The sequence below is a fragment of the Bradyrhizobium sp. RP6 genome, assembly GCF_003837805.1.
GTDB lineage: Bacteria > Pseudomonadota > Alphaproteobacteria > Rhizobiales > Xanthobacteraceae > Bradyrhizobium.
Genome location: NZ_RQIT01000012.1, coordinates 128,326 through 149,167 on the forward strand (window position 1 = coordinate 128,326; position 20,842 = coordinate 149,167).

Genomic DNA, 20,842 nt, shown 5'->3' on the forward strand with positions numbered 1-20,842 from the left:
ATTGTCAAAGCGCGCGACCGCATACAGTCCCGAAATAGTGAAAATCCAACAGCTTAGCCGATCTCGAAGTCCGAACTTCGCGCCGCGTCCTCGCCGTGCCCATTGAAGGCCCTCAGGAAGTATGTTCCCGGCTTGATTGCATCCGGCAATCTGATGCGCAGCGCTCCCACCGGAACCCGAGATGCAACCCTCGTGATTGTCTCCGGCAGTTGGCGATCGCTCGCCTTCTCAACCAGCACCACCTTGGCGCCAACCATCAGCCTTTGATACTTGGCAACGATGACGCGGTTCTCAATCTCGATCGAGCTGATAACGGGTTTCATGCGCCCACAGATAGAAATTCCCCAAACTTGCTCGGGGACCGTACGGCGCGCCATCGATATGATCAACCAGAAATTGCGCGAACGAAATTTTCGCTTAGTCAGCCCGCCCGCGACGATTTGCGCTCGCCAGTGAGTGCGTTCTCCGCGGCCCGGCTCATCAGCGAGGCATAATCGTCGCCGAACAGCACCTGGCAGAAGCGGATCGCGGCCTGCACCTGCTGCTGTCGATAGGCGCGGACCTTGTGATCGGCGGCGCGCAGCGACTGCACCAGCTGCTCGGTCGAGCGTTCCACATATTGCTGCAGATCGGAATAGGTGCGCAGCGTCACCTCGTTGATCGCAAGCTCGCTCGCATAGTTGCGGCAGGTCGCGACGAAGTCGATCAGCGCCACCGCTTCCTCCACCTCCGTGCTGTCGACCCGCGCGCCCGGCGGAATGTCTTTCTCGGGGCGCTGGCGCAGGATACGGCGAACGCGGCCGGGAACGCTGTCGATCTCGGATTGCAGCGCATTGGAGATATCGGCGCGGATCGATGTCAACTGCTTGCCCCAGGCGGAATCGTTGCGCAGGTCGAGCTCGGTGCGCAGGCCGCGCACGCCGTCGTGCAGCGTCTTGAGATTGTCGGCGACGTTGTCGAAATGGCCGCGCTTGATGTCCATGCGAAGGATCGCGGCCACGCGGGACAAATCATGCAGCGCGATCGTGACGGCGACGCCATAAGGCGTTGCCGCCACGCGGATCTCGTCGTCGGACGCGGCAATCTTGATGGCGAGGCGGATGATCTGCCAGGGGGCGGTCATGCGCTGCACGATCATCGAGAGCGCGAAGGGCAGCATCTGCGGCGTCTGCAGCGCCGGAATGTTGAGCGCTGACGTCACCGAAGCGATCTGGGGATCACCGAAGGCGCGCAGGAAGCGCGGCAGCCTCTCGTTCACCGTGGCGATGGCCTCGCGGACCTGGAGTATCGCACCAACCGAATAAAGATCCTCGATCACGTTCGGCGGGCCGACACGCGCCAGCGCGCGCGATTTGTCGCCTCCGCCCGGCCCCGTCAGCTCGAAGATGGCATCCGCCGCCACCGACTGGAGCTTCGAGGCCAGGGCTTCGACCTGCCCTGCATCGTCCGCCGGCATGCGCGACAGTACCGCCTCGAATTCGTTCACCTTCTCCGGCGCGCCGTCACGGCCGAGCCACTGCCAGATCGGCTGGAGCGAGGAGCGGCGAATCTGGCCGGCCCGGAGCGGAGTGCCCGCCTCGACCAGGAACGGTTCCAATATCTGGAACAGCAGCCGGGATAGATCGTCGGTGCGCGGCGGCGGAGCCTCGTCGACTTCGGTCTTGCGGACGATCTTGCGCAGCTGCTCGAGCACCAGCGTCGCGACAGCCGTGTCCTGGCCGCGCTCCAGCGCGCGCTCGAATTCCCGCATCAGCAGGGTCTGCGCCTGCTGCGGGAGCTGCGCGAGATATTCCCTCAGCCGCTCGATCGATGTCTGGCTCATGCGCCCGGGTAATGCACGGTAAAATGACGGACATGGGATGCGTCCGGGCGCGATCATAGGACACCCCACTTAAGAAGCCGTTTAGGAAGTGTGTCCGAATGCCCCTGGATTCCTCTGGCGGGAGATCGAGGAAGACGAAAAACGGCGTCGAAACAAGCGATTACAGTCCCGGAAGGACCAATTCGGCGCGCAGGCCGCCGGTCGGCGCAGCGCCGAGCGAAAGGCTGCCGCCATAGAGCGCGGCGAGGTCAACCACGATGGAGAGGCCCAGTCCCGATCCGGGCTTGGACTCATCGAGCCGCTGGCCGCGCCTTGAGACCTGCGCGCGCTCCGCTTCCGACAGGCCACGGCCGTCATCATCGACGATGATCCGCAGGCGCGGACCCGCGCCCGCCCGGTGCGGCGCCTCGACCAAAACCTCGATGAGGACGCGCGAGGCTGCCCATTTGCAGGCATTGTCGACGAGATTGCCGACCATCTCTTCCAGATCCTGTCGTTCGCCGCGAAATTTTGCCGACGGATCCACCTTGGCTTCGACGACGATGCCACGATCGCGATAGATCTTCTCCATGGTCCGCCGCAGCGCCTCGATGGCAGGCGCCACCTCCGTCACGGTCGCGACCACCGAGACCCGCGCCGCAATGCGCGCACGCTCGAGATGATGGGCGACCTGGTCGCGCATCAGGTCCGCCTGCTCCATCACCTTGGCCGCGAACGGATCGGCCAGATGGGCACCGGCCTCGTTGACGATAACCGAGAGCGGCGTCTTGATCGCGTGGGCGAGATTGCCGACATGGGTGCGCGCGCGCTCGACGATCTCGCGATTGGCATCGATCAGCGCATTGGTCTCGCGCGCCAGCGGCGCGATCTCGACCGGGAATTCACCCTCGAGCCGTTCCGCCCGTCCGGAGCGGATGTCGGCGATTGACTCCGAGATGCGCTTGAGCGGCGCAAGGCCGAAGCGGACCTGGAACACGGTCGTCAGCAGCAGCACGATGCCGAGCGCGGTGAAGGTGCCGCCGAGATAATAGTCGAAGCTCCGCGTCTCGTCGAAGATCTCGGTGTCGTCGCCAGCGACGCTGACGAGAAACTTGCCGTCGGCGCCGAGGTCGACCGGCCGTTCCACCATGCGCAGATTCTGCCCCTCCGGGCCGTCGACATAGGCGAGGCGGATGCCGGCGGCGGTGAGTTCGGCGCCCTGGTCTTCCAGCTTCGGCAGCTTCTTGTCCCAGAGCGAGCGCGAGGAGCGCACCTCCGGCTTTTCGGTGTCCGTGCGCGTGATCTGCCAATACCAGCCGGACAGCGGCAGCTCGAACAGGGGCTCGCCGAGCGACTGGAACTGGCGGTCCGGCGGCTCGTCGGGGGTCGCGACCTCGGCGATGAGGGTGCGCAGATAAAGATTGAGCCGGCGATCGAAGGCGCGCTCGGTGGCGTTCTTGTAGACCGACGACAGCACCACTCCGGTGATGGCCAGGATCACCACCAGCCAGGCGGTCGCCGACAGGAACAGTCGGTTCGCAAGCGAGCTAGCGGCCATCGGAACGGTCCCGGCACGGGCTGGAAGTCAGGTCGTCGGAGGTCATGGATCGACCAAGGCCCGTGTCAGGGCGGCCGTCAAGCCCGGACGGCGCGAAGTCCAGGCCTCAAGCGCCCGGTGCAGGCGGCGGGGTTAGCAGGTAGCCGAGGCCCCGGACGGTCTGGATGATGTCGACATCGAGCTTCTTGCGGATACGGCCGACAAACACCTCAATGGTGTTGGAGTCGCGGTCGAAATCCTGGTCGTAGAGATGCTCGACCAGCTCGGTGCGCGAGACCACCCGCCCGGAATGGTGCATCAGATAGGCCAGAAGCCGATATTCGTGCGAGGTCATCTTGACGGGATTGCCCGACACGCTGACCCGGCCGGTCCTGGTATCGAGGGTGACGGGGCCGCAGCTGAGTTCGCTCTGGGCGTGGCCGGTCGAACGGCGCAGCAGGGCGCGGATGCGCGCCAGCACCTCCTCCAGGTGGAACGGCTTGGCGACATAGTCGTCGGCGCCGGCATCGAACCCCTGCACCTTGTCGCTCCAGCGATCGCGTGCGGTGAGGATCAGGACCGGCATGGTGCGGCCGTTGCGGCGCCAGGCCTCCAGCACCGAGATGCCGTCCTTCTTCGGCAGGCCGATGTCGAGCACCACGGCGTCATACGGCTCGTTGTCGCCGAGATAGTGCCCCTCCTCCCCATCGAAGGCCCGATCGACGACATAGCCGGCGTCGGTCAGCGCTTTGGTGAGCTGGCGATTGAGATCTGGGTCGTCCTCAACAACGAGCAGGCGCACGCTTCTCTCCAAAGATCGACTGCAAGAACAGGCTGCATGAACACCGCCAGAGATGAACAATTCCGGCGTGAACTGAATATGAACGCGCGGAACCGGGCTACGTTACTTTTTGGTCATATAGAACCTGTCGCGAGCCAATGCGACTGCGCCCGCCATGCCGCAGGACGAGCCGGCGGCATGGCGGGCGCAATGTGCCGCGTTGCGGCGAGCCGGGGGGCCCCCGGCGTCCGGATCCGGCCGTCAGGTCCGGAAGAACACGAACCAGACGACGGCGAGGATCAGGATCGCAAGTCCGGTCGAGATGGCGAGCAGCGCCGCCACCGAAGGCCCGGGCTCGCCCTGGCGCGCCTCGGTCGGAGTTTCCACGATGCGGTTCTGCTCTCGCGTGGTTGCCATGGTGACCTCGATCTGTGGCTGTCGCTTGCGATGGCCGCGACTTTCCTCGCGGCTCTGAAGTGCCGGGGCAACGCGTGATCCCGGGCGATGTTCCGGACCATGGGGCGCCGGCAATACGGCGCAGGCAGCGATTAACGCCGTTGCAAGATTCCGCGCCGGCGGTTGCTATGATTCGCACCTGGGCGATGTTATCCTCGCCGCTTGTCCTCTGTTGCGTCTGGAGTAGCCCATGGCCCCCCGCGCCAATTGGAAGGGTTTTCTGCGTCTGTCGCTCGTGACCTGCCCGGTCGCGCTCTATCCGGCCACCTCGGACACCGAGAAGGTCTCGTTCAACCAGATCAACCGCAAGACCGGCCACCGGATCAAGTACCTCAAGGTCGACGCCGAGACCGGCGACGAGGTGACCTCCGAGGACATCGTCAAGGGCTACAAGGTCGACACCGACACCTATATCGAGGTCACCAAGGACGAGCTGGACGAGATCGCACTCGACTCCACCCATACGATCGAGATCGACGAGTTCGTGCCGAAGGCCGACATCGATAACCGCTATCTGATCCGGCCCTATTACCTCGTGCCGGACGGCAAGGTCGGCCACGACGCCTATGCGGTGATCCGCGAGACCATCCGCAGCATGGACAAGGTCGCGATCGGCCGCGTGGTGCTGACCAACCGCGAGCATATCATCGCGCTGGAGCCGCTCGACAGCGGGCTGATGGGCACGCTGCTGCGCTACCCCTACGAAGTTCGCAGCGAAAAGGAATATTTCGACGACATCCAGGACGTGAAGCTCACCAAGGACATGCTCGACCTCGCGAAACACATCGTCGAGAAGAAGTCCGGCGCGTTCGAGCCGGAGCTGTTCGAGGATCATTACGAGACCGCCCTGATCGATCTCATCAACAAGAAGCGCAGCGGCATGCCGATCACCGCGAAGGCCGCACCGAAGACCGGCGGCAATGTCATCAATCTGATGGACGCGCTGAAGAAGAGCATCGCGAACGAGAAGGACGCAGCTCCCACGGCGAAGGTCGCCAAGGAGACCATCAAAGGCAAGAGGCCGAAGAAGCGCGTCGAGGGTCAGCGCGAGATGCTGCTGCCGATCGCCGGCAAGAGCGGCAAGGACGCCGCGGCGAAGACAGCAACCAGGGATGCGGCCAAGGACGCTTCGCAGAAGGCCGACAAGCCGGTGCGGGCACCGGCGCGGGCGAAGAAGGCCGGCTAGCGCCATCCCCGCGCGAACGCGCCGCGATGTCTCTCCCCGTCGATCAGGCGGCCTGACACATGCCCTGGTCGACGGCGTTCGACGATCCCGTTCGCATGGGCAACAGGCGCAGGCTGCTCACGCTTCAGGATGCGGCGGACTACATCATGCAGCTGCCTGAGGACACCCAGCACACGGCGCACTGGCAGATCGCCATCGAAACCTTGATCAATGCCGCCGAGACGGGCGGCGGTTGGGTGATGTTCGCCCGCATCGCCATGCTGCGGGCGCTGAATGCGGACGGCCGGAGCGGATGAAGCGCGATGGAGATGTGCGTGCCGGCCCATCGACGAACAGGCTCAACAATCGGTTAAGCGGCCCGCATGATCACGCCTTAAAGGGCACTGCGCCGGCGCAACCCCGGGGCTGCCGTTCGAATCCACTTGGAGGGATCGATGGAACCTTAATTTAATGAATGCCGTCGTATGAGCGAAAAGCGCGATGGCCCGGGCTTAATTCTTCCGGCGAGCACAAAGACATATTAGATCGATTTGCGAGTCCAATAAGGACGCGACCATACATTGGATCGGATGAACAGGAGCTGGCAATGCGTTTGCTGAGGTCTTTCCTTGCCGATGAGAATGGCGCAACCGCAATCGAGTATGGCCTGATCGCCGCCGGGATCGCTCTGGCAATCGTGACCGCCGTGAACAACACGGGTGGCGCGCTGCTCAACAACAAGTTCAACTCGATCAGCTCGGCGATGAAGTAACCGCCGCCCCGGCTTGCGCAACGGCGCGCCGCGCTTCTCGCCGATATCCGCCGGCCCCGCGGGCCATGATCTGGGTCAACAGCATCAGGTGTGGGACGCTTAAGCATGGAGGCCCAACTCCCTGCCGCCGGCTTGTCCATGCACCCAGACCTTCCGCACTCCCAACTGAAGATCCGCCGCGTCCGCCTCGATACCGGCCGTGAGAACGTGGTCGTCGTCTCGCGGCACTCGAAGGCGCTGCGCGCGGAGATCTTCCGCGGCTTCAGCCGCGTCGAGCTTCGACGGGGCGGCAAGGCTCTGCTGGCGACGCTGCTGATCACGGATGACGATTCGCTGGCGGCTTCGGACGAGATCGGCCTTTCCGAACCTGCGTTCCGGCGCTTCGCGGAAGCCGTCGGAACGCTGGTAACGGTCAGGCCTGCCTCGCCTCCCGAGAGCCTGGAAGCCGTGCGCGCGAAGATCCGCGGACGAACCTTGAACCAGGCCGAGATCGGCGCGATCATCAGCGACCTTGCGCACTATCGCTACTCCGACATGGAGATCGCCGCCTTCCTGATCAGTTCGGCGAGCTTCATCACCAGCGACGAGCTTCTCGCCCTCACGGGGGCAATGGCGCAGGCCGGCACGCAACTGGTCTGGCCGACCCCGGTCGTCGTCGACAAGCACTGCATCGGAGGTATCCCCGGCAATCGCACCTCGATGGTCGTGGTCCCGATCGTCGCCGCCCATGGCCTGCTGATACCGAAGACCTCCTCGCGCGCCATCACCTCGCCCGCCGGCACCGCCGACACGATGGAGGTCCTGGCGCGGGTGAATGTCGGCGTCGAGGAGATGAAGGCGATCGTCTCCGCCTGCAACGGCTGTCTGATCTGGGGCGGGCACGTGAACCTGTCGCCGGCCGACGACGTCCTGATCTCGGTCGAGCGTCCCCTGAGCCTCGATACCCGCGAGCAGATGGTCGCCTCCATCATGTCCAAGAAGATCGCGGCAGGCTCGACCCATCTGTTGATCGATATTCCGGTCGGGCCGACCGCGAAGGTCAGCGGCGGCGTCGAGGCCATGCGGCTGCGAAAGTTGTTCGAATTCGTCGGCGACCGCTTCGGCCGCTCGGTCGAGGTGATCACGACCGACGGAAGCCAGCCGATCGGCAACGGCATCGGGCCGGTGCTCGAAGCCAACGACGTCATGGCGGTGCTCGGCAACGAGCCGACCGCACCGCGCGATCTGCGCGAGAAGTCGCTCCGGCTCGCCGCCCATCTCCTGGAATACGATCCGAAGCTGCGCGGCGGTGCCGGCTATGCCCGGGCGCGCGAGCTGCTCGACAGCGGCGCGGCGCTGAAGCAGATGCAGAAGATCATCGATGCACAGGGCCCCTCTACCTGCAGCAACGAGCTCGGACCGCTCAGCTTCGACGTCAAGGCGATGCATGACGGCATCGTGTCCGCTATCGACTGCCTGCGTCTGAACCGCCTAGCGCGCACCGCCGGCGCGCCGCTCGACAAGGGCGCCGGCATCCGCCTGTTCAAGAAGATCGGCGACCGCGTCGAGCAGGGCGAGCCGCTCTATCGCGTCTACACTTTCGACCATCCCGAGCATGATCTGGTTGCCGACGCCGCCGCCGAAGAGACCGGGTATCTCGTCAACGGTCACGAAGCCCTGCAGGGCACGACGACGCCGTGAGCACGCTCGCGCTCCAGACATTGCCGTGCAGCGTCGATGCTGCGAAGCGCCTCGCGGCGCGGCTTGGACTCGCCTGCGGCGAGATCGCCGTGCATCGCTTTCCGGACGGAGAACTGCGCGTCGCAGTCGCGCCGGCGACCGACACGACGATTCTCCACGCCTCGCTCGATCAACCCAACGACAAGCTGATCACCCTGCTCTTCGCTGCGGAGGCCCTGCGCCGTAACGGCACGAAGCGGCTGGTCCTGGTCGCGCCCTATCTCTGCTACATGCGGCAGGATGCTGCATTTCAAGCGGGCGAGGCCATCAGCCAGCGCGCCATGGGCCGCCTGCTTGCAACGACCGTGGACCGTGTCGTCACCGTGGATGCGCATTTGCATCGCACTCCCGATATCAGGTCCGTATTTCCTGGGATCGAAGCGGAGAACCTGTCCGCCATGCCGGCGATCGCGAAGGCGCTGGCGGCGGGCAGCATCGATCCGGCGACCGTCGTAATCGGGCCCGACATGGAGTCCGAGCCCTGGGTGAACGATGTCGCGGGCCGGTTGCGATTGCAGCACACGGTGGCGCGAAAGACGCGGCATGGCGATCGCTCCGTGGCCGTCAGTTTTGTCGATCCCGCCCTGCTCTCGGGACGACCGGCGCTCCTGGTGGACGACATCGTCTCCTCCGGGACGACGTTGACGGCCGCAGCGAAGGCGCTGACCGCAATGGGGGCGACGGTCGTCGATGCGGTCGTGACGCATGCGCTGTTTCCACCCGCGATGATCGCCGCATTCACCGAGGCCGGCATACGGTCGATCCGCTCGACCGATAGCGTGCCGCATCCGACCAATGCGATTGCGCTCGACGAGATTCTCGCGGCCGCGTTGCGGTCCGAACTGGCCACGACACAGCTTCCGGAGACGACGACATGAGCATCACCGTTCGATTTTGCGGCGCCGCCCGCACCGTGACCGGCTCGAGCTACCTGTTCCAGACCGCGACCGGCCGCTTCCTGGTCGATTGCGGGCTGTTCCAGGGCCAGAAGACGCTGAAGGAGCTCAACTACGGCGCCTTTCCGTTTCGCCCCGCCGATATCGATGCCGTGCTGCTCACGCATGCTCACATCGACCACAGCGGATTGCTGCCGAAACTCGTGCGCGCAGGATTCGAGGGACCGATCCTGGCGACGCGCGGCACGATCGACCTCTGCTCCTACATGCTGCCCGACGCCGGCAGCATCCAGGAATCGGAAGTCACCCAGCTCAACCGGCGCAACGCCTCGCGCGGGCGCAAGGAGGTGCAGCCGATCTACACGCAGGCCGATGCGATCGCATCGATGCAATCGTTTCGCCCGGTCGACTATGAACGCTGGACCGACGTGATCCCGGGCGTCCGCGCGCGCTACTGGAACGCCGGCCATTTGCTCGGCTCCGCCTCGATCGAGCTCGAAATCGCCGAGCAAGGTTCGGCGCGGCCGGTGCGCGTGCTGCTCTCCGGCGACGTCGGCCCGGAGGCCAAGCTGCTCCAGCCTGATCCCGAAGCGCCGACCGATTTCGACTACGTCATCTCGGAATCGACCTATGGTGACCGGGTGCGTGAGGCCATGACACCTGCACTCCGCCGCAAGCACCTCGCCGCCGAGGTGCGCGATGCCGCGGCGGCCGGCGGCGCACTGCTGCTGCCCGCCTTCGCGGTCGAGCGCACCCAGGAGCTGATCGTCGATCTCGTCGACCTGATGGAGCACGGCGAGATTCCGACGGCACCGATCTTCCTCGATTCGCCGCTCGCGATCCGCGCGACCGAAGTGTTCCGCCGCCATGCCGAGAGCCTCGACCCCTCCGTCGATGTCACCCGCCTGCTCAACTCGCCGCATCTCAAGTTCACCGAAACCGTGGACGAGAGCAAGGCGATCATGCGTCTCAGCGGATTCCACATCATCATCGCAGCGAGCGGCATGTGCGATGCCGGCCGCATCCGCCATCATCTGAAGCGCTGGCTGTGGAACGAGCGCGCGACCGTGCTTCTCGCCGGTTTCCAGGCCAACGGCACGCTCGGCCGTTTCCTCCAGAACGGCGCCAAGGCCGTGCGGATCCAGGGCGAGGAGATCAAGGTCGCGGCCCGCATCCGCATGATCGACGAATATTCCGGCCATGCCGACGGTGCCGGCATGGCCAGCTGGATCGCGGCGCGCCGGCCGATCGCCCGCGGGCTGTTCCTGGTCCACGGCGAGGAAGGCGCGATTGCGGGGCTTGCCGAGCGCGTGGCCGAACGCATCATTCCCGCGGCCAAGATCTACCAGCCGATGCTGGACGACATCTATGAGCTCGCTGCACCCGAACCGCGGGTGCTCGACGTGGATCATCGCCGGCGGCTCGCGCCGGAGGCCGTCACCCGTCTCGACTGGCACAACGAGATGTCCGAGCTCATGCTCGACATCAACGATCGTGTCGCAGCCGCCGCCGACGACCGCGCCCGCGGCGTCATCATCCGAAGGCTGCGCCGCGCGTTGGAGGAGAAGGCGTAGCGGGGCGCCGGTCGCCGTAAATAGGCATCGGCGTCTCCCCACCCACCGTCATTGCGAGGAGCTCTGGCGACGAAGCAAAGCAATCCCAGAATCTTTCCGCGGAGGGATTCTGAGCCTCCCCTAAATCGGTGGACACCTATAGCTTAGGATAGTGAGAGGTGTCAGATGGCGAAACGGCAGCGGCGGTCTTATTCGGACGAGTACAAGCGGCAGGCGGTTGATCTGGTTTTGTCGAGCGGCCGTTCGGCGAAGTCGGTGTCGAAGGAGCTTGGGCTCGATGGCTCGGTGCTGAGCCGATGGGTGGCCGAGCAGGGCACGGCGAGAGCCGACGGCAGCGCCGAGGCCCCCACACGGCAAGCGGCGGTGCCGTCGGCGGACCAGGCGGACGTGATTGCGCGGTTGCAGCGGGAGAACGAACAGTTGCGGATGGAGCGCGACATTTTAAAAAAGTCGATCGCGATCTTTGCTGGACCCCGGACATGAGGTTCCGCTTCATCGAAGATCGCCGCGCGGACTATCCGGTCAAGATCATGTGCCGTGTGCTCGGCGTCTCGCCCGCGGGCTACTACGCTTGGCGATCCCGCCCGGAAAGCCCTCGGGTCGTGGCCAATCGAGAGCTGCTGGAGGACATCAAGCGCGTTCATCGCCACAGTCATGGCCGCTATGGCAGCCCGCGCATTCATATCGAACTCAAGGCCCAGGGACACCATGCCAGCCGAGGCCGGATCGAGCGGCAGATGCGCCATCATGGCGTTCGAGCCATCTCCGCTGGGCCGCGGCGATGCCGCACCACCGATAGCGGGCATGGCTTCCCGATCGCGCCGAACTTGCTGGGTCGGAACTTCTCGGCCGCCATGCGCAATCAGGTCTGGCTCGCCGACATCACCTTTGTCTGGACCGGCCAGGGATGGTTGTACCTGGCGGCCATCATGGATCTGTACAGCCGTCGTATCGTCGGCTGGGCGATGGACGACCATCTGCGCGCCGAATTGCCTCTCGCCGCATTACGGATGGCGATCAAGGGACAAAAGCCCCGTCCCGGGCTGATCCATCATTCCGATCGCGGCACCCAATATGCTTCAACCGAGTACCGCCAAGCACTGCAGGCCGCCGGCTTCCGGCCCTCGATGAGCCGCAGAGCCGACTGTTACGACAATGCCCCGATGGAAAGCTTCTTCCACACACTCAAGACCGAATTGATCCATCACCGGCAATATGAGACCCGCAATGAAGCCGAGCGCGACATCTTCGCTTACGTCGAAGGCTTCTACAATCAAACCCGGAGACACTCGGCCATCGGCTACATCAGCCCGGTCGAGATGGAGTTAAAATCGGCTTGATCCATGTCCACTTTTTTGGGGGAAGATCAATTCTGGATTGCTTCGCTGCGCTCGCAATGACGGAGTGTGGAGAGACGACATCGCTCTAACGACTCGCATTTCATCTGGACACACCTTCGCGGCCTCGCGGCACATTTCGCCCGAGCTTTGCTGTCCTCTTCCGCCCTCATCCGAAGCGAGGGCGCAAGGAAGGCCGGGCACCGGCAGGCACCCGAAGTCCCGTGTGCGATGAGAACGCGCACGGGGTGGACGACAGGTGACGCCGGAATCCCGGCCTTCCCTGCGCGGATGGTTTTAACGGTGTCCTTCGTGCTCTCCCCGGGGAGCGATGCACTATTGCCCCCGTCGCCATGCAGATGGCTGATGTGCGTGCCCGGTTGGGCCGTGAGCATCACCACATGACTTGACGCACAGACCCCGGGCGTCAGGACCACACGACTTCTCCGTCCGCGCACATCTTCGCTGGGCTCTCACCGGCTGGCGTGCGCTCACCGTCGAGACCATACGAAGACGCTGTCAGCGCCGTGTCGTATCGCGCCCGCTGCTGCTCACGGGATCACCGCCCTGCAGCCAATCTTGCGCGCCGACGCCGTCGCGGCCACCGCATCCCTGCCCGCGTCCCGTGACGATCGCGAAACGCCCCTTGTGGCGGGCGGGATGTATCGGTCTTTACGTCAAATCCGAATTTCGGTCAATACGAATATCTTGCGGACCGCGATTGACCCAGCTATAGCGTGTCTTGTCCGTCGGGCCACACAAGGGATCGTGGCCCGGGTCGAGCCAGCTCCCCATTTCCGTCAACTTTGATGGTCATTTGAGCTCTGATATTCGTCCACATGGCCTGGCTCGAATGACCATGCGATCGATCATTGAACAAAGCCATTTGAGGATGCCGATGAGACGCGCGACGTTCTTGGGCCTCGGCCTTGTGTGTGTCGGCCTCTGGGCACAGGATAGCGCGAGGGGGCAGGCTCCGGTAGCACCGCCCGTTTCGCTTGCTCCGATTGCATCGCCCCCACCTTCGAACGCCAAGAATTCGCGGCCGAAGCGCGATCCAGCCTTGGCGACGCCCGGCACAGATACTTCGACGCCTGTGATCGGCGCGCTACCGCTCTCGCCGAATCCCGCTGCCGATTACGACGGCTTCACCGTCGGCAGCGAAGACCGCGACGCCTCGAATCTGGTCGCGCCGCCCGCGAGGTCACGCGCAGCGAAGAACGGTTCCGCAGGGCAGGAATCGCTCGATCAGGACGATGAGGCGCTGAGGCGAAAGCTGACGATTTGCAAGAACTGCAAATAGGAGACTGGTCAGCCCGAGTGAGACAGCGAACGCATCAGTTCGGACAGGGCTGTCCGGCCGCTCCCCACATCGCCATGTCCTTGACGTGATCCTCGAAGGTGCCCGGTGGCGTCGAACGGCCTGCGCCCGGCGCCCAGCCCCGCGGAATGAAGCCGCTCAGTGACGCATCGTGCCGCAAGTGCTCGACGAGGCCAGCGGCGTCCCGGCCGCCATTGCGCTTTGGATCCTTCATCTGCGCGCAAATCTCGGCACCACTTTTGCCGAACCAGATGAAAGCCACCGGCGCGAGTTGCCAGTCGATACCCGCGCGCGGCGGCGACGGTGCCGGCTCGTTCGCCTGGGTCGAGGTCATGTGACAGGTCGCGCACGGGATCGCCTCCGCGCCGATGCGGCTCTCGCCGCCATGGATGTTCATGCCATGCGGGCGGGGCCTGGTTTCGCCGGCCGGCGTCCAGATCGGTATCGCCTTGGCATCGACATGGCAGTTGGCACACCGGGGATGGGTCACGACGGCCTCGATCCGCTTCCAGGCCTCCAGTCCCTCGGCGCGGCTGACGCTGCCGGACGGCAGCACGTCCTTGCCCGCCTCGTCCTTGGCTGCAACAATCCCGGTGAGCGCCGCGATGGCAGAAGCTGCGAAGACGACCGCAATCAGAGATCTCCTCATGGCTCGCCTCACACGAAATCGATGAACTTGTTGAAGGGCATTTCGCGAATCCGCTTTCCGGTGGCCGCGAAGATCGCATTGGCGAGCGCAGGCGCGGCCGGCGGAACCGGCGGCTCTCCGATGCCCCTCACCTTCGGATCGTTCTCCAGCCCGCGAACTTCGATGACCGGACATTGATAAATCCGCATGGCTTCATGGTGGTTGTAATTGGTCTGCTGCACCGCGCCCTTTGCGTAAGTGAGCTCGCAATTGATCGCATGGCCGAGCCCCCAGACGACGCCACCCTGCACCTGGCTCTCGAAATTGAGGGGGTCGACGACCTTGCCGACATCAGCCGCGACCCAGACCTTGTCGATCCTGATGCCCCGGTCCGTGGCCGTCACCTCGACGACTTCAGCGGTCGGTGTGCCGAACGATTCCACGAAGGCAACGCCCCGTCCTCGACCGTTGCCGAGCGGCCCCTTCCAGTCCGACATCTCCGCGACAGTCTCCAGCACCTTGCGATAGTGCGGCACGGTGCACATCGCGATGCGCGCCGTCATGGGATCGAGACCGGCCGCATGGATCAATTCGTCGACGAAGCTTTCGGTGAAGAAGCCCGATGTCGAGGCGCCGACCGACCGCCATGTGGTGCTCGGCGACAGTCCCTGCGCCTCGTAGCTGGTGGCCCGGAAATTGGGGATGTCGTAGTAGACGTTCCACAGGCCGGCGGCCAATTGCCCGTCGGGATCCTTCGAGGGCGTGCCCGAACGCTCGAGCAGTCCCTTGAGCGGCGTCGTCGAGGCCAGTTGCAGATCGGCGGCGACGATCTTGCTCTTGTCGACGCTGCCGCGGTGCCGCGCGATCGCAATCTGCCGCGGAATGTCCTGGAGGAAATCCTCTTCGCGCGAGAACACGAGCTTGATCGGCGTGCCCTTCATCTGGTTGGCGATCTCGGCGAGAACGCGGACGTTCTCGTACTCGAGACGATGGCCAAAACTTCCGCCGGTCCATTGGTTGTGGAAGGTGATCTGTTCCGGTTTGAGGCCGATCGCGGTCGCCGCGACCCATTGCACGAAGCGTGGGCTCTGATGGCCGACCCAGATCTCCATGCCGTTGTCGGTAACGAGGCCGATACCGTTGAGCGGCTCGAGCGGCTGATGCGCCACGTAAGGAGCGCGATATTCGGCTTCGACGAGCTTGCCCGTCTTCAGGCCGGCTTCGATGTCGCCGATCTTCTTCCACTCCTTGCCCAGAAATTCCGGCTTGAAAGAGGATTCCAGCACTTTCCAATGGTCGGCCTGCTCGGCGGGATAGGCCGAGGGCGCCCACTCGCAAGCGATGGCGTCGACCGCCTTCATCGCGTACCAGCTGTTCGTGGCGATCACTGCCACGCCATTGTTGATTTCGAGGATCTTCCTGACGCCCGGCATCGATCGCGCCTTGCCGGCGTCGTATGATTTCAGCGGCTGCCCCTTGCTGGGGTTCAGCTTGACGGAGGCATACAGCATGCCCTCCGCTTTCTGGTCGATGCCGAACTTCAGCTCGCCCATCACTTTCGAGCGGACGTCGAGCCGCATCATCGGCTTGCCGAGCATGCGCCATTTGGACGGGTCGCGCGGCTGAGCATCGAGCACCGGCGGAATTTTCGACGCCTCCGCCGCGAGGGCGACATAGGCGATCTTGGTTCCATTGGGCAGGATCACATGGCCCGATTGAGTGCGAAGGTCGGCCGCTGCGACGCCCGACCGTTTGGCCGCAGCGGCCTTGAGCGTCTCGCGCGCGACCGCACCGGCAAGACGCAGCTTTTGGTAGGTGTCCGGAATCGTGCTCGATCCGCCCGTCATTTGCAGGCCCGACTTTCGCAACCATTCGAGTGTGGCAGCGCGCGCCTCCTCTGCGGCCGGGCTTTGGTCCGCGGCGACGAACGGCGCGAACTCGTCGGCGAAGCCCGTGTTGAAATAGGCGGGGCTGGGCTCTGCAAAGCGGATCTCGAACTGCCCGGGATCGAGGTCCATCTCTTCGGCGATCATGATCGGCTGCACCGAGCCGACGCCCTGGCCGATGTCGGCGTGTTGCGCGATCAGCGTGATCTTGTCCGGGCTGATCTCGACCCAGGGGTTGAAGGTCACCGAGTTCGGGCCAAGACCGGCGGCCAACGGATTGTCGCTTGCGCTGGTGGCCGCTTCGGCACTGGCGTAGGCGCCGAAGGCGATTCCGCCGGCCATCGCGGCGGAGCCGAAGACAAACGCGCGGCGGGAAAGTGTCTGCATGTGGCCCATCTCACTTCTCCGCCATCTTCTTGGCCGCGGCCGCATGGATCGCGGCACGAATGCGCGGATAGGTGCCGCAACGGCAGAGATTGCCGGACATCACCTGATTGATCTGCTCGTCCGTTGGTTTGGGAATCTTTCTGAGCAGCGAGATCGCCTGCATGATCTGTCCGGTCTGGCAGTAGCCGCATTGCGGCACCTGATGCTCGATCCAGGCCTGCAAGACCGGGTGGTGCTCCTTGTTGTCCAGGCCTTCGAGCGTGATGACCGATTTGCCCGCGACCTCGCCGATATGCGACTGGCAGGACCGCACCGCCTTGCCGTCGATGTGAACGGTGCAGGCGCCGCATTGCGCGACCCCGCAGCCATATTTTGCGCTGGTGATGCCGAGCTCGTCTCGCAAGACCCACAGCAAGGGCATCTCGGGAACGACGTCGACCTGGCGCTTGATCCCGTTCACCGTAAGCTCGATCATGTCGGTAAATCCCCTCGCCTATCTGATCGTCGTAACAGCACTGCACGATGCAAGCTGAACCGTATTCCCGAATCCTGCGGGATCATGCGCAATCCCTGCGGAATGCCATCTCGTGCCGATCGGCTTTCGCGTCCGCCTGGCCGCAGCACAATTCGCGATACTGCCCCGGCGTGAGACTTGCGGCCTTGCGGAACACGCGCGTGAAATTGGCCTGCGAGCCGAAGCCGAACTCCAGGGCAATTTCGACCAGGGACAGGCGATCGCGTGCGAGCTCGTGCCGCGCAGCCTGGACGCGGCGATCGGTGACGTAGCGGTGCGGCGACAATCCGGTCGCCTCGCGAAACAGCCGGGAGAAATGATAGGGGCTGAGGCAGGCCTGGGCTGCCAAATCCTCGAGCCGGATGTCGCCGCGTAGAGATGCCTCGATATAGTCCAGCACGCGCTGAAGGCGCCGCAGATCGAGCGACGGCGACCTGTCGGGTGCGTGCCAGCGGTCGGTCGTATAGTTTCCCAGAAGATGCGCCGCGAGCGCAACCTGGATACCCTCCACGAACAGCGCATCGGTCGGCTGGCGGGGACGATGGAGCAGGTCGCGAAGCGGCGAACAGAGGTGGAATAGCACCTGGTCTGCCAAGCCGTGGGCGTAGGCGATCTCGACCTTTGCGGGATCGATGTCGAAATCCGCAAGGGCGCTCCGGTCCAGCAGCGCCGGCGGCAGATAGAGATGAAGGCATTCCATCCGATCGGAAAGCTCGAGATGGCTCTCCTGCGTCCCCACAGGCACGAGGTAGCTCATCCCCGGCCGCGCGAGACTCTTCTGGACCTCACCGTTGCCGGCGCGGCACACCATCCCACCGCCTGAGAGCAGCATGACGAGCTCGGTGCAGATGGGAACGGGCGTTGCCTGACATCCCGCCTCGAACTTGCGGTGCTCGATGCTCAGCCCCGGCCAATCGCTGGCCGCCGCGAGCTTCTCGCTGTTCTGATATTTCTGATCTGCATGCGTCACGAGCGCCATCATGTCCTCCGCTTCAGTTGCGGCGAATCCCGGCCCCGTATCGCGAGCGAGCGATCATTCCATCCGGTGGTGAGTTGCAGCCCGGCTGCTGCCACGCCGATGCGGATTTCTCACAAGGCGCAGGAGCGAAGTCCAGAGCCGGCACGGTTAAAAGAGGTAAAAGCCAGGCAAACCAACGACTTGGAGCCAGGCGCGTTCGGCTTCGAAAGCTGGTCTCGTCGCACTTGAGCAAGATGCGTGCGTCATCGCGCAGGAATCGGAAATACCGCAATGCGAGCGTGCACTAGTGAGAGGCGCATCAACGGCAATGCCGCCGTATCGAGACCGGAGCCTATTATGAAGATGATTATGTTTGCGCTTGCCGCAATGTCGATCGCAACAGCCTCCGCCGCGGTCGCGGCCGAGAGGACCGTATCCATCGTCCTTGTCCACGGCGCCTTCGTCGACGGATCGGGCTGGAAGAACACCTACGACCTTCTCTCGAAGGCGGGCTATGAAGTGCTTGTCGTCCAGCAGCCAACGATCTCGCTTCGTGACGATGTCGCGGAGACCGAGCGCGTGATTGCCAAGGCGCGGCATCCGGTCATTCTCGTCGGGCATTCCTATGGTGGAATGGTCATCACCGAAGCCGGCGACAATCCGAAGGTTCGCAGCCTGGTCTATCTCGCGGCATATGCTCCCGATGTCGGGGAGTCGGTCGCCACGCTTTCGGAAGCACCCGTGCCGCCCGGCGAGCACAAGGGTCCGCTGGTCACTGAGGGCAATTATCTCTTCGTCGAACGCGATAAATTCCCGACCGCGTTCGCCGCCGGCGTCGATGCCGCAACAGCCCGCTTCATGGCTGCGGCGCAACTGCCGTTTGGATTGCAGGCGGTGCAGACCAAGGTCGAGCGCGTGGCCTGGAAGACGAAGCCGACCTATTACATGGTAACGATGGAGGATCACATTATCCCCCCGAGCTTGCTGCGCACCATGGCCAAGCGCTCGGGCGCGAAGGTGACGGAGATCAAAAGCAGCCACGCGGTGATGCTGTCGCATCCGCACGAGGTCGCGGCCTTCATCAGAAGTGCAGACACCTCCGCAACCGACTGAGATCGGCGCAATCCACACGGATGGTCGTGGCTGTCACCCAAGGACTCGCAACATGGCCCTCAAGGATGTTCTGCCGGGACAATTAGGTTTCGGTGCAGCGCCGCTCGGCAACATGTTCCGCGACATCCCGGAGCAGGAAGCCCTCGCGACGGTCAACGCAGCCTGGGAGGACGGCATACGCTATTTCGACACCGCGCCGTTCTACGGCGCGGGGCTTGCCGAGATCCGCATGGGCGCGGCGCTCGTCGGCCGGAAGCGGAGCGACTACGTGGTCAGCACCAAGGTCGGCCGCCTGATCCTGGACGAGATCGAGGATGTCGGGGGCCGCGATCTCGGCGAGAAAGGCGGCGTCTTCAAACATGGGCGCCCGAACAGGATCGTGAACGACTATTCCCGGGACGGGACGTTGCGCTCGATCGACGACAGCCTGAAGCGGCTGGGCACGGACCATGTCGATATCGCCTTCGTGCATGACGTCGCGCAGGATTTCTACGGAGACGAGTGGCTTTCGGTCTTCGAAAGCGCCCGCAAGGGCGCGTTCAAGACGCTCGACCGGCTGCGCGACGAGGGCGTGATCAAGGCATGGGGGCTGGGGGTCAACCGGGTGGAACCGATCGAGCTGCTGCTCGCGCTCGACGAGCCGCGCCCCGACGGATTCCTGCTCGCGGGCCGCTACACGCTGCTGGACCACGCCCGTGCGCTTCAGCGGGTGATGCCGATGGTCGCGGAGCATGAGCTCGCGATCGTCGTCGGCGGCCCCTACAGTTCGGGCGCGCTCGTCGGCGGTCCGAACTTCGAGTATGCGCCAGCGCCTCCGGAAATCCTCGACAAGGTGGCTCGGATCAAGACGATCGCCGATCGCTACGGCATCAGCATGAAGGCCGCAGGCCTGCAGTTCGCACTGGCGAACCCGGTGGTCGCCGCCGTGATTCCCGGGGCGAGCCGGCCCGCCCGCATCGCCGAGGACCGCGCGGCCCTTGACCAATCAATACCCGGCGATTTCTGGCGCGAACTTCGATCGGCCGGTCTCGTCAATCCAGCTGCTCCGCTTCCGGACGCCGGCTGACCGGCACATGACATAACTCACGGACCAAGGAGACGAGAATGACCGACGAAACGTGCAACATTGCCGAAATCGAACGCCGCAACCTGCTTCGCACGGCAGGCGCCGCGATGATCACCGGTCTTGCGGTCGCCAGCATGCCGTCAGCCGCGTCCGCGGCGCCGGACAGCATGTCCCCAGCCGAGCGCAACGAGGCGCCGCTCGGCGCGCGGCTCCAGGGTGTCCAGCATTTCGGGTTGACGGTCCAGAACATGGAGCGGGCTTACGAGTTCTATACGGAGGTGCTCGGCGGCACCGAGGTCTTTCGTCATGGCGACTTCCAGGGCGACGGGGTCCAGAACACGCTGCTGGCCGATCAGGAGATCGAGGCGAACGCACGCGGGGTCAATCCGCGGACGATCGGCGTTCCCGACCTGAGAAGCGGAGCGCAGCGGCTCGATGTCCGTTTCATCCAGTTCGACAACATGGTCCTCGAACTGCTGCAATATCGTGAGGCCGATCAGCCTATGGGCAGCACGAAGAGCTTTGCCGAGCCGCTGGAGCACATGAGCCCGGCGTTTCCGCGCATGATGCACATCTGCTTCTACGTTCGCGACGACGTCGACTTCAACAAGTTCATCGCCGATCTCGAAGCCGAATCGGCGCGCCGCGGCATGACGCAGGTGAGAGCGAACCGCACCATCCGCGTCATGACGGAAGCAGACCGCAAGGCGGCTCCACGCAGCGCCAACACGAACCGCGTGACGGCGGAGCCTTCGAACGGTTGGGAGCTGATCTATTGCAAAGGCCCCGAGGGCGAGCAACTCGAATTCGTCAAAGCGCTCGACCCGGTCAAGAAGCGCTTCAGCGAGGCCCTGGCAAAGCGGCAGCAAAAAGTCGTGCGCTGACGCCTCAACCGTGGCGCGCGACCGGTCAGTGCCGGTGACCTTGCCGC

20 protein-coding genes are annotated in these 20,842 nt (G+C 64.3%); 11 read left to right on the forward strand and 9 right to left on the reverse strand.

Annotated elements, in window-relative coordinates; translation table 11 throughout:
• Window positions 1-53 precede the first annotated feature (53 nt).
• The 5 genes from EHH60_RS21850 to EHH60_RS37640 form a co-directional block, all read right to left on the reverse strand.
• Entirely contained in the window at window positions 54-323 is a 270-nt protein-coding gene (locus EHH60_RS21850; RefSeq protein WP_199751751.1) for a hypothetical protein, read from the reverse strand.
• A 98-nt stretch (window positions 324-421) separates the two neighbouring features.
• Entirely contained in the window at window positions 422-1,822 is a 1,401-nt protein-coding gene (locus EHH60_RS21855) for a hypothetical protein (protein WP_199751725.1), read from the reverse strand.
• A gap of 160 nt (window positions 1,823-1,982) precedes the next feature.
• Window positions 1,983-3,359: an ATP-binding protein gene (locus EHH60_RS21860; RefSeq protein WP_124161507.1), complete on the reverse strand. Its 1,377-nt coding sequence runs from the start codon at window positions 3,357-3,359 to the stop codon at window positions 1,983-1,985.
• 106 nt (window positions 3,360-3,465) lie between these two features.
• Window positions 3,466-4,140 carry a response regulator transcription factor gene (locus EHH60_RS21865; RefSeq protein ID WP_011085905.1) on the reverse strand — a complete coding sequence of 225 codons (675 nt, stop codon included), beginning with the start codon at window positions 4,138-4,140 and terminating at the stop codon, window positions 3,466-3,468.
• Between the two features lie 240 nt (window positions 4,141-4,380).
• Window positions 4,381-4,536: a hypothetical protein gene (locus tag EHH60_RS37640; RefSeq protein WP_162832009.1), complete on the reverse strand. Its 156-nt coding sequence runs from the start codon at window positions 4,534-4,536 to the stop codon at window positions 4,381-4,383.
• A gap of 229 nt (window positions 4,537-4,765) precedes the next feature.
• Here EHH60_RS37640 and ku point away from each other — a divergent pair, with 229 nt between their 5' ends.
• From ku to EHH60_RS38695, 8 genes are all read left to right on the forward strand, one after another.
• Window positions 4,766-5,761: a non-homologous end joining protein Ku gene (ku, locus tag EHH60_RS21870; RefSeq protein WP_124161508.1), complete on the forward strand. Its 996-nt coding sequence runs from the start codon at window positions 4,766-4,768 to the stop codon at window positions 5,759-5,761.
• A gap of 59 nt (window positions 5,762-5,820) precedes the next feature.
• Window positions 5,821-6,057, forward strand: a complete 237-nt coding sequence (locus EHH60_RS21875; RefSeq protein ID WP_124161509.1) for a hypothetical protein — start codon at window positions 5,821-5,823, stop codon at window positions 6,055-6,057.
• Between the two features lie 290 nt (window positions 6,058-6,347).
• A complete protein-coding gene (locus tag EHH60_RS21880) occupies window positions 6,348-6,512 on the forward strand; it encodes a Flp family type IVb pilin (protein ID WP_124161510.1) in 165 nt (54 codons plus the stop codon).
• Window positions 6,513-6,650: 138 nt separating this feature from the next.
• Complete coding sequence (locus EHH60_RS21885; RefSeq protein WP_124161511.1) at window positions 6,651-8,192, forward strand: thymidine phosphorylase family protein; 1,542 nt, start codon at window positions 6,651-6,653, stop codon at window positions 8,190-8,192.
• Window positions 8,189-9,109, forward strand: coding sequence for a ribose-phosphate diphosphokinase (locus EHH60_RS21890; RefSeq protein ID WP_124161512.1), 921 nt, complete (start codon window positions 8,189-8,191; stop codon window positions 9,107-9,109). Before EHH60_RS21885 ends, EHH60_RS21890 begins: the two co-directional genes overlap by 4 nt.
• Window positions 9,106-10,701: an MBL fold metallo-hydrolase gene (locus EHH60_RS21895; RefSeq protein ID WP_124161513.1), complete on the forward strand. Its 1,596-nt coding sequence runs from the start codon at window positions 9,106-9,108 to the stop codon at window positions 10,699-10,701. Before EHH60_RS21890 ends, EHH60_RS21895 begins: the two co-directional genes overlap by 4 nt.
• A 165-nt stretch (window positions 10,702-10,866) precedes the next feature.
• Window positions 10,867-12,041 (forward strand): IS3 family transposase gene (locus EHH60_RS21900; RefSeq protein ID WP_124161514.1). Its coding sequence is split into 2 segments (ribosomal slippage): window positions 10,867-11,176 and window positions 11,176-12,041, totalling 1,176 coding nucleotides; the frame shifts between segments, so codons are not numbered across the junction.
• A 1,060-nt stretch (window positions 12,042-13,101) separates the two neighbouring features.
• Entirely contained in the window at window positions 13,102-13,341 is a 240-nt protein-coding gene (locus tag EHH60_RS38695) for a hypothetical protein (protein ID WP_349629075.1), read from the forward strand.
• 34 nt (window positions 13,342-13,375) lie between these two features.
• Here EHH60_RS38695 and EHH60_RS21915 read toward each other — a convergent pair whose 3' ends face one another.
• From EHH60_RS21915 to EHH60_RS21930, 4 genes are all read right to left on the reverse strand, one after another.
• A complete protein-coding gene (locus EHH60_RS21915; protein WP_124161516.1) occupies window positions 13,376-14,008 on the reverse strand; it encodes a hypothetical protein in 633 nt (210 codons plus the stop codon).
• A gap of 8 nt (window positions 14,009-14,016) precedes the next feature.
• A complete protein-coding gene (locus EHH60_RS21920; RefSeq protein WP_124161517.1) occupies window positions 14,017-16,269 on the reverse strand; it encodes a xanthine dehydrogenase family protein molybdopterin-binding subunit in 2,253 nt (750 codons plus the stop codon).
• A gap of 1 nt (window position 16,270) precedes the next feature.
• Complete coding sequence (locus EHH60_RS21925; protein ID WP_124161518.1) at window positions 16,271-16,735, reverse strand: (2Fe-2S)-binding protein; 465 nt, start codon at window positions 16,733-16,735, stop codon at window positions 16,271-16,273.
• A gap of 82 nt (window positions 16,736-16,817) precedes the next feature.
• Complete coding sequence (locus EHH60_RS21930; protein WP_124161519.1) at window positions 16,818-17,753, reverse strand: helix-turn-helix domain-containing protein; 936 nt, start codon at window positions 17,751-17,753, stop codon at window positions 16,818-16,820.
• A gap of 366 nt (window positions 17,754-18,119) precedes the next feature.
• Between EHH60_RS21930 and EHH60_RS21935 the strand changes: the two genes are divergently transcribed.
• The 3 genes from EHH60_RS21935 to EHH60_RS21945 are packed head-to-tail and all read left to right on the forward strand — an operon-like array spanning window position 18,120 to window position 20,795.
• Window positions 18,120-18,845 carry an alpha/beta fold hydrolase gene (locus EHH60_RS21935; RefSeq protein ID WP_124161567.1) on the forward strand — a complete coding sequence of 242 codons (726 nt, stop codon included), beginning with the start codon at window positions 18,120-18,122 and terminating at the stop codon, window positions 18,843-18,845.
• A gap of 52 nt (window positions 18,846-18,897) precedes the next feature.
• A complete protein-coding gene (locus EHH60_RS21940; RefSeq protein ID WP_124161520.1) occupies window positions 18,898-19,911 on the forward strand; it encodes an aldo/keto reductase in 1,014 nt (337 codons plus the stop codon).
• A gap of 38 nt (window positions 19,912-19,949) precedes the next feature.
• Window positions 19,950-20,795, forward strand: coding sequence for a VOC family protein (locus EHH60_RS21945; protein ID WP_124161521.1), 846 nt, complete (start codon window positions 19,950-19,952; stop codon window positions 20,793-20,795).
• The last annotated feature ends 47 nt before the right edge of the window (window positions 20,796-20,842 follow it).